The sequence below is a fragment of the Bartonella sp. AC70YNML genome (genome assembly GCF_042196545.1).
In the GTDB taxonomy this organism is placed as follows: Bacteria; Pseudomonadota; Alphaproteobacteria; order Rhizobiales; family Rhizobiaceae; genus Bartonella.
In genome coordinates this window covers 1-8,787 of sequence record NZ_JBHIQK010000020.1, presented here as the reverse complement: position 1 = coordinate 8,787, position 8,787 = coordinate 1, and the positions used below count along the sequence as shown (strand labels likewise).

At 43.2% G+C, this 8,787-nt stretch carries 7 protein-coding genes and 2 pseudogenes; all 9 read left to right on the top strand.

The features are described from left to right. A pseudogene (locus ACFIMU_RS08330) lies at nucleotides 1-231 on the top strand (hypothetical protein); the annotation flags it as partial. Nucleotides 232-270: 39 nt separating this feature from the next. Continuing rightward, complete coding sequence (locus ACFIMU_RS08325; RefSeq protein WP_375697008.1) at nucleotides 271-1,725, top strand: hypothetical protein; 1,455 nt, start codon at nucleotides 271-273, stop codon at nucleotides 1,723-1,725. Beyond that, nucleotides 1,726-3,903: a hypothetical protein gene (locus ACFIMU_RS08320; protein WP_375687096.1), complete on the top strand. Its 2,178-nt coding sequence runs from the start codon at nucleotides 1,726-1,728 to the stop codon at nucleotides 3,901-3,903. It begins immediately after the preceding gene. A gap of 16 nt (nucleotides 3,904-3,919) precedes the next feature. Further along, nucleotides 3,920-4,570 carry a transglycosylase SLT domain-containing protein gene (locus ACFIMU_RS08315; RefSeq protein WP_375687098.1) on the top strand — a complete coding sequence of 217 codons (651 nt, stop codon included), beginning with the start codon at nucleotides 3,920-3,922 and terminating at the stop codon, nucleotides 4,568-4,570. A gap of 12 nt (nucleotides 4,571-4,582) precedes the next feature. Next, nucleotides 4,583-5,584, top strand: coding sequence for a phage tail protein (locus tag ACFIMU_RS08310; RefSeq protein WP_375607493.1), 1,002 nt, complete (start codon nucleotides 4,583-4,585; stop codon nucleotides 5,582-5,584). A gap of 8 nt (nucleotides 5,585-5,592) precedes the next feature. Continuing rightward, nucleotides 5,593-6,606, top strand: coding sequence for a phage tail protein (locus ACFIMU_RS08305; protein WP_375607492.1), 1,014 nt, complete (start codon nucleotides 5,593-5,595; stop codon nucleotides 6,604-6,606). Nucleotides 6,607-6,613: 7 nt separating this feature from the next. After that, nucleotides 6,614-7,747 carry a phage tail protein gene (locus tag ACFIMU_RS08300; RefSeq protein ID WP_375695417.1) on the top strand — a complete coding sequence of 378 codons (1,134 nt, stop codon included), beginning with the start codon at nucleotides 6,614-6,616 and terminating at the stop codon, nucleotides 7,745-7,747. A 9-nt stretch (nucleotides 7,748-7,756) separates the two neighbouring features. Next, entirely contained in the window at nucleotides 7,757-7,990 is a 234-nt protein-coding gene (locus tag ACFIMU_RS08295) for a hypothetical protein (protein WP_375615468.1), read from the top strand. Nucleotides 7,991-8,007: 17 nt separating this feature from the next. Next, nucleotides 8,008-8,787: pseudogene (locus ACFIMU_RS08290) on the top strand (hypothetical protein); the annotation flags it as partial.

The following is an 8,787-nucleotide window of genomic DNA, read 5'->3' as shown; positions in this document are numbered from 1 at the left end:
AATGCCGGTCATGGCTTTGCAAGAAATTACGGCACGACAACGAATAATAATACAGCTTCGATGATACAAGGGAATAGCCCATGGAAAAATGTAGGGACAATAGGTTCTCTGGCACTTCAGGCAGCACCAATGGCTTTTGGTTACATGGCAGGTGGTCCAATGGGAGCAGCGTTGGCAGCAGGAGTCCCCAAGGATTTTTTAGATCACATGAATAAGAAACAGAAACAATAGCTGTATAATCATTAAAGAATAGTTTTGTAGGAGAGCGTGATGGCATTTCCATTATTATTTCCATTAGCTGGGGCAGCTTTTATGGCAGCGAGAGCTGCGCCTCATATTTTTAGATATATTGCTCCCAAAGCGGTTACAGGGGCGAACAGATTGGGACAATTAATAACAAAGAGCCCCGTGGGAAAATTCGCAACAAAGAACCCAAAAACCACTGCATTTACGGTTGGGGCATCAGGCATTGAAAGTATGATGACACCAGAGAAAGCACATGCACCATCCAACCCCTATTTACAGAACATGCAGAATCCATATGGACCATTTATGCCCTATACGGTTCCTAGAGCGGATATGCCTCTTGGAGTTGATCAACAGCCACCTATGCCAAATGCACTAGAGAGTACTCCACAAGAACTAAAACCTCATGTTAATGAACAAACGCAACCATTAGCACCCGCTTCCCCAACACCGACTCCTGAACTGACAGATGCAGAGAAATTTTTACAGTCCAATACTTATAAGTTTTTTCAATCAGATGCGTATCAGAAGCTCAAAGATCTTTTTGCAGGTATGGCGGCAGCACCCACAGATGGTTCTGGATGGGATGCGCTTGCAAGTGGTGTGAAGCATCTTAATGAAGGTGATAAACAAAGAGGGCAGGTTAACCAAACCGTCGAGTATCTAAAGTCTAAAGGCTATAGTGAAGAAGAAGCTGCTATTATGGCACGTAATCCTCAAATGCTTAGTGCGATGCTAACAGGTGGTGATAAACCTCAGTTAGATAAAGGTTATGAATGGGATCCCAATTCACAATTAGGTGAACGTAGAGCGAGACCGGTTAAGGGGTCGATGCAGGAACTTGAGTATAATCAGAAAAAACGAGACATAGAAGAGTGGGAAATAGGTAAGAGAAACACTGCTGCTGTAGCAGCAAAAGAAATTAATCATATTGTGGATACAGTTAACAATGCTCTTCAAATTATAGAGAAGAATCCCAAAAAGGCTGCTGGTAAGGTCGGTGCTTTTGCTCAGATTTTCCCCGATACTGCTGCAAAAACATTAAAAAATAAATTAAAAACGCTTGAAGGTGGTGTCTTTGTTCGAGTGATTGAAGCAATCAAAAAGCAAAGTGACGGCGGGAAATTAGGCGTTGGACCGTTATCTAATGAAGAAAGCAGGCGCATAGTAGCATCTTATGGTACTATGGACATTAGCGATAAACCAGAAGAACTATATAAAACGCTCTTAAAAATCAAAGATATGTTTGATCTTTTTAAAAAACTGAATGATGAGGAAATTTATAGGTTGTCAAACGGAATGGAAGTAAGATCGCGTCTAAAGTATTCTACTCAATATGCTAATCAGTCGATGCCGCAAGGAGGTGTTGAAAACTTGCCAACTATAAGTAGCAGAGAAGATATTAAAAAACTTGCTATTGGAGAAAGAGTATCCATACCAGACGGTAACTATATATATGACATTATTAGGGATAGATAAATGGTTCATCATAATAATGCTCATCAAGATTTTCCAGATTTTGGTCCTGGAATAAGAATTATACGCCGTATCCCTAAAGAGGAATACGAAACATCGGTAGAGGAACCATTTCCAGATTTTGGTCCTGGAATAAGGGTTATACGTCGTATCCCTAAAGATGAATACGAAACATCATCCCAACATCCCGAAATCACGCAAAGTGAAGCTTTTTGGAACTCTTTAAAGCATGGTTTGAGTTTTAATTTAGATGATGAGATTGCAGGGATCACAGCGGCAGGACGTGATTCTGATGATGAGTTGGCAATAAAGGCTTTTGCGAAGGGGCTTATCAACTATTGGACTGGAGATAAGAAAACCATAGAAAAATATGAGAAAGAAGCCAATAGAATACGTGATTATTATCGTAGGATGAGTGATCAACATTATTGGACTTCTTTTGCTGGAAATGCTTTAGGGTCGGCAATCCCTTCACTTGCGACGTTAGGGGGAGGATTGTTAGCCTCAGGAGCACGCTTTGTAGCGCCTACACTTGCAAGGAATGTGGCGGGGTCAAAATTAGGTCAAGCCTTTTTGAAAGCAGGTCAGTTACCCCCAAGTCGATTTGCAAGCCCGTTTTTAGGCATCACGAACAAAACAACATTGCCGCATTTGCTTAAAGTAGGGGCGGCATCTGGTGCATTACATGGAGCGGGAGAAGGTGAAGGACTTGGTAATACACTTACAAGTACGTTATCTGGTGCAGGTTTAGGAGCGGGTGGGGCATTGGCTGGAAGTGCTTTAGCCCATTTAGCTGGTTATCCGGTAAGCGGAATACGAAGACTTTTTTCTCCTTCTCATAAGGAAGGTGTTGCAACAGACACGTTAAGAGCAATCAGTAAACATTTAGGTAAGGAGGCGTCTGAAGAGCTAGGAGAATCTTTTAAAAAAGCAGTTCCTACCGATTATGTAGCTGATCATAGTCCTTTTTTACAAGATCTTGTTTTTGATATCGCGAAAAGAAATCAAGGAGCTTATCTTGATTTGACTAAAAGAGCTGGGCAGAGAGCGCTGGGAGGAGGGGAGCGTATTCATCAAGCTGCTGATGAACACTTTGTTCCTCGTCAAAATGTCACAGGTTTAAAAGGTGATCTTATCGCGAGTAGGAAAGAAGCATCCCATACTCTTTATGAAATAGCTAAAAAGATACCAATAGGAGAGAAATATTATGGGGCACTTAATGAATTAATGGAGCGTCCATACTTTAAACAAGCTTATAATAAAGGGCTAAGGGGATTCATTAGTGATGGTAATAAAGCCAGTCCGTTTTCTTCTGAAAAATTTAGCCTTCTTAAAGAAAAACCCAACATGGGTATTCTCCATAAAACTAAGGAGGCTATTGATTTTATGATACGGGCAGAAAAGAGGCAAGGAAACAATAGCAAAGTTCGTAGCTTAGTAGATATCGACAAAAAGTTATTAGAGATTATGGATGATATATCGTCTGAATATAAGAAAGGGCGGGCATTGTATCATCAATATAGTTCACATGTAGATGCTATGGGTAAAGGTTCTAAAATCCTTAGCAAGGCAGTTAATAAGGATGAGTTCAGTAAAATCTTTGATGAATTATCAGAGGGAGAACAAGAATACTTTAAAAAGGGCTCAAGGGCAAAACTTTTACAAGGTATGGGGCAATTAGGAGATCAAGTTTCCAAGGCAAAAGATATTTTTGGTACGAATGATCTGTATGAACGATTTGCAAAGATTTATGGAGCCGATAAAGCTTCTGCTGTTAAGAAGGTTGTCGAAAAAGAAGCTAATTATGCAGATTTTTATAATAGAATACCAGGTCGTGTAGCGGATGAAAAGATATCATTTAGGCATAACGTCAATATGCCAACGGGTAAACATGATGCAGCTGTACAATTAGCAAAAGCTGCTGGGAAGGCTGCTTGGATTCCTTTCAAAGAGGCGGCGTTTAGAGAGCGTCAACGGATTGAAAAGGATGTTGTCAAATTGTTAACAGGGGGGACACAGATTAAGAATGATCAAATTGTAGCTCTCATTCAACGCATGGTAAACGCGCATCATAAGGGATATGCGACAAAAGAATGGTTCAAAAAGCTTTCTGCTGCTTTGTTTGGAGGTGGGGGAAAAGCCTCAACGGAGGAGTTGAATTTATTGAGTGCATTTGAGTAAGGGAGGAGATTAGGCTATGACCCGTTATAGTCCTTCAGTCGATCAAGCGATACGGCAAACAGCAGCGCGTTATGGTTTGCCAGAGAGTTATTTGTACCGTGTTGCGCAAGTGGAAAGTGGAGGCAATCCGAATGCAAGGAATCCCCGCTCTTCTGCTGGTGGGTTGTATCAATTTATAGACAGCACCGCCAAACAATATGGTTTGCAGGATCGTTTTGACCCCATACAAGCAGCTGATGCCATGGGGCGGTTGACGCTTGATAATCGCAATCATTTAAGCCGCCTTTTGGGAAGAGCGCCTAGTGAAGCGGAGTTGTATTTAGCCCATCAACAAGGAGCAGGAGGAGCCGCGCGGCTTCTTCAAAATCCCCATGCCAATGCGGCGCAAATTGTTGGGAGCAATGCGGTTGGCTTGAATGGTGGAAACAACGCTATGCGTGCAAGTGATTTTGTCAACCGTGTATTACAGATGTATGGTGGGCAGCCTCATAGAGCAAGTCCTACAGCGCATGGTGACATTAGAAATAGAGACAACTTGTTAGAGGTTTTACGGGCATTATTAGCATCACAAGAAGAGGCTTCGGAAGAAGAAGAGAGTGATGAAGATGATAATCCTTTGATGACGCCATTCATGCGGGCGTTTTACGGACCGTTTTACAGAAGCTAGGATTCACGAGAAATGTCAACGATTTATGATTGGTCGCTTAGAGCGTCGGATAATACGCGCGTGGATAATTTGATTGATTGGTCCGAAGGACAGCGTCCTAGCAGTGTGAACACGAGCGCCCGTGTGATGATGCAGCGCATAAAGGAATACTTGTCAGACACGGGTGGAGAGCTTGAAGGCATTGTTACAAATGATCATGTCCAACAAACAAGTGTGATAAGACTTGCAAGCACTTCACAGTTTTTAGAGTATAAGAATGGTATTGTTTTGCGCTTTATGGCTATGGGTAAGAATGTTGGAGCGACCACGATTGTCTTAAATGCTTTAGATGGCAAGCCGGTTTATAAGGCAACGGAAACGGGTTTATCGCTTTTATCGGGAGGGGAAATCCAACAAGGGTGCATTTATACATTGTTTTATAATGGAGATCATTGGCATCTTGTTAATCCTACCTCACTCCCTTTAGTAGAAGAAAGCAGTCTTTATCCCACGGGTTTTATAGGAACGTTTGGAATGCGCGGGATTCCAAAGGATTGGTTAATTTGCGATGGGAAGGCTTATTTGCGTCGTGATTATGGTGATTTATTTGAGACGATAGGAACGGTTTGGGGCGTGGGTGATGGCGCCACGACATTTAATGTTCCCGATTTTCGAGGAATGTTTTTACGGGGGCTTGATGGAGGGCGCAATATTGATGAGGGGCGTTCTTTTGCAAGTGTGCAAACAGATTTAATCGAGTCGCATCAACATCAAGGACAGAGCCTTTCGATGTCTCATTTTACCAGCAACGAAAACTTTTGGGATGGGAATACGACGGATGTGTTGGGCTATCGTCTAGGCTTGTTTGGGGGGAGCTCTCTAGCGAATTTTATGGGCATAGAGCGTGAGAATTTAGGGGGCTACATTGTAAGTTCTCATACTCTTGATGAGAACCAAGAGGTTGTTTTGGAGAGCACTGGTGAAGGCGAGACGCGTCCAGTAAATGTGAGTGTTCTGTTTGCGATTAAGACATGAGGTGTAAGATGTCGACGATCTATGATTGGTCTTTAAATGCCTCCTTGAATGCCTATTGTGATGATTTGATTGATTGGTCAAAAGGACAACGTCCTAGTAGTCTGAATAATAGTGCTCGTGTGATGATGCAGCGTGTGCGTGAATATTTATCGGATACGAGTGGTGTGATTGAAAGCACTTTTACGGTTGATACTGAACACCAGACGACGTTGATAAGACTTCAAAGCCAATCGCAATTTTTAGAGTATAAGAATGGGATATCAATTTGTTTTAAAGCGAAGAGCAAGAATGTTGGGGAAACCGCAATTGCCTTGAATGATTTGGCGGCTAAACCTGTTTACAAGGCGACGGAATTAGGCATTCGTGTTTTATCTGGGGGCGAGCTTCAAAGGGGATGCATTTATAGCTTGGTTTATAGGGATCATGCTTGGCAAGTTTTAAATCCTACGCCTCTCTCTTTATCACAAGAGCCGGTTATTCCCGTTTATCCACCAGGGACGATAGGGATTTTTGGGATGCAAGTTTTGCCAGATGGCTGGTTGCCTTGTGATGGGAAGGCTTATTTGCGTAGTGATTATCCTGCTCTTTATGAAGCGATAGGGATCAGGTGGGGAGGCGCTGATAGTTGGACGAAGTTTAATGTTCCCGATTTGCGTGGTGTTTTTTTACGAGGTGTTGATGATGACCGCGAGATAGACCGCTTTCGTTATCTTGGCACTTTACAAAATGACGCAATGAGAAAGCATGACCATGGGGGTCAATCCTTTACGATTTTGAATGATGAAAATCAGGAAGAGAGTTGGCATGGTGATATGACGATCATCTGGGGATATGTGTTGAATGACCAGCAAAGGTTGAAGCTTGCTGAACGTTTGGGCGTGAGAGCAGAGGATATACGCGTGCACCATAAGCTCGCCTTTCCCCATTCCCACCTTCATATGCGCGATGTTGCATTGGCAAGTTCAGGTGTAAGTGAGACGCGCCCGATTAATATGAGTGTTGTGTTTGGAATCAAGATGTGAGGTTTAGATGTCCACGATTTATGATTGGTCTTTAACGGCATCTGAGAATGGTGGTGCTGATGCTTTAATTAATTGGTCAGAGGGACAGCACCCTAACACGGTTAATAATAGCGCTCGTTTTATGATGCAACGGGTAAGTGAGTATTTATCGGATACGGGGGGTGTGCTTGAAGGGATTGTGACGGTTGATAATAACCAAAAGACGAGCGTGATAAGGCTTCTAAGCCAATCGGCATTTTTAGAGTATAAGAATGGCATATCGGTTTGTTTTAAAGCGAAGGGCAAGAATGTTGGGGCGACAACAATTGCTTTAAATAATTTAGCTGGTAAGCCCGTTTATAAGGCGACAGAAACCGGTTTATTAGCCTTATCGGGAGGAGAGATACAAGATGGCTGTCTTTATACCGTTATTTACGATGAAGATATAACTGGTTGGCAAATTCTCAATCCGACAAGGGGCAAAGTTTCTTCCTTAAAACGTTTACCTTCCGGTCTGATAGGACCGTTTGCAATGGAGCGCTTGCCAGATGGTTGGTTGCCATGTGATGGGAAGGCTTATTCGCGAAGAACGTATAGAGCCTTGTTTGAAGTAATAGGGACGACGTGGGGAGAAGGTGATGGCGCCACGACATTTAATGTTCCCGATTTTCGAGGAATGTTTTTACGGGGACTTGATAATGAACGCAATTTAGACCCTTGGCGTTCTTTTGCAAGTATACAACCCTGTTCTTTAAAAGCGCATGAACATTTTATAGGTCCCGCGTCATCAGAAGGTCTTTCTTCTCGAAAGAAACGGGATATTTCTTCTACTGAAGCGGGCGTGACAAGGCGCAAGAGAGCTATAGACGAAGAGTGTGTAGGTTTGAGTGGGGATGCTTTGGACAAGTGTAATCAAGAATTTGACCAAATAGCAGGAAGTCCACAGGTAGAGACTCCCTTTTGGTTTACAGAAAAAGACAAGCCGCCGCGTTTACCTTGGTTTATCAGGAGTCCCTTTGCTAATTTTTTATATTATTCAACGCCTATAACAGGCGGTCTGAATGACAGAGAGCATCATGAACATCATCTCATGGCAGAGAGGGTTGGTGGTGTTGAAACGCGCCCCGTTAATGTGAGTGTAATTTATGGGATCAAGACATGAGGAGTTGAAATGTCATTAAAACCGTTTGCAATATCAGAGCTTAGCGACCCGTCTCAAGTACGGGTCGTTTTGTATTCGGGGGGAGGTTTTGTGCATGCGCCGCTTACTGGGGTTTTTGATTTACTGAAAGCCGCTTTGAAAACAGAGCTTGATGGTTCACTGAAAGATTTAGAGAAGCGCTTAGAGGCGTTAAGCGAAGAGCTTGAAGATTTGAAAGAGTGTTCATTGGATGAAGCCCTCTGAATGAAGGAATAAAACAGATGAAGATACCCGATCATGAACATGAATATTTGATACCTGTTGCAACGAAAGAGGAAATCAGAGAAGGGACTTCGCAAGACAGCGTTGTTGTTCCGAAGCTTTTAGGGACGGCCTCTTTGTATTCGTATGAAACCTTTGCGCCGTTAGAGCAGGTTGTTAATGCACGTCAAGAAGCAGAAAAAGCCATGTCGCGTGCGAATGGTGCGCAACAGGTTGCAGAAGAATCGAAGAGGGTTTCGGAACAAGCGCTTAGCGAAGTGACGAAAACAGTTCAAACAGCGACAACAGCGCTTACGACGTCTCATGAAGCGAAGGAAGAAGCTAAAGCAGCGACGACAACGGCTAGCCTTGCGAAAGAGACAGCGGATACAGCCAATGGTTTAGCAGAAGAAGCCAAGAATACTTCTGATGCAGCGAAGCGCATGGCAGAAGAGACAAAAGCAGCAGTCGATAGAGCCTCAGGGGAAATCAATAGTACGAAAGGTTCATTGGCTACGGCATTACAACGTTTTGAAGAGGTCAAACAGAGCAGTGAGAATGCTGTTAATTTATCGACCGAAGCCAAGAGGTTAGCCGATGAATCGAAGACCATTGCAACGCGTGCAGAACAAACAGCAAGAGAAGCTTCACAAACAGCAACAGAGACGACGCAAGTAGCAGCGACGGCGGTAGCAACGTGTCATGAAGTTAAGACTGTAGCCATGCAAGCAAGTCTAAAGGCAGATGGAGCCAAACAGGCAGCCGATGATGCCAAGGATATTGCAGAACAAGCAAAAGAG

Excerpts from the sequence above, each read along its gene's own strand:
- ACFIMU_RS08305 (WP_375607492.1), top strand. The coding sequence starts at position 5,593 with ATGTCGACGATCTATGATTGGTCTTTAAATGCCTCCTTGAATGCCTAT.
- ACFIMU_RS08325 (WP_375697008.1), top strand. The coding sequence starts at position 271 with ATGGCATTTCCATTATTATTTCCATTAGCTGGGGCAGCTTTTATGGCA.
- ACFIMU_RS08315 (WP_375687098.1), top strand. The coding sequence starts at position 3,920 with ATGACCCGTTATAGTCCTTCAGTCGATCAAGCGATACGGCAAACAGCA.
- ACFIMU_RS08310 (WP_375607493.1), top strand. The coding sequence starts at position 4,583 with ATGTCAACGATTTATGATTGGTCGCTTAGAGCGTCGGATAATACGCGC.
- ACFIMU_RS08300 (WP_375695417.1), top strand. The coding sequence starts at position 6,614 with ATGTCCACGATTTATGATTGGTCTTTAACGGCATCTGAGAATGGTGGT.
- ACFIMU_RS08295 (WP_375615468.1), top strand. The coding sequence starts at position 7,757 with ATGTCATTAAAACCGTTTGCAATATCAGAGCTTAGCGACCCGTCTCAA.
- ACFIMU_RS08320 (WP_375687096.1), top strand. The coding sequence starts at position 1,726 with ATGGTTCATCATAATAATGCTCATCAAGATTTTCCAGATTTTGGTCCT.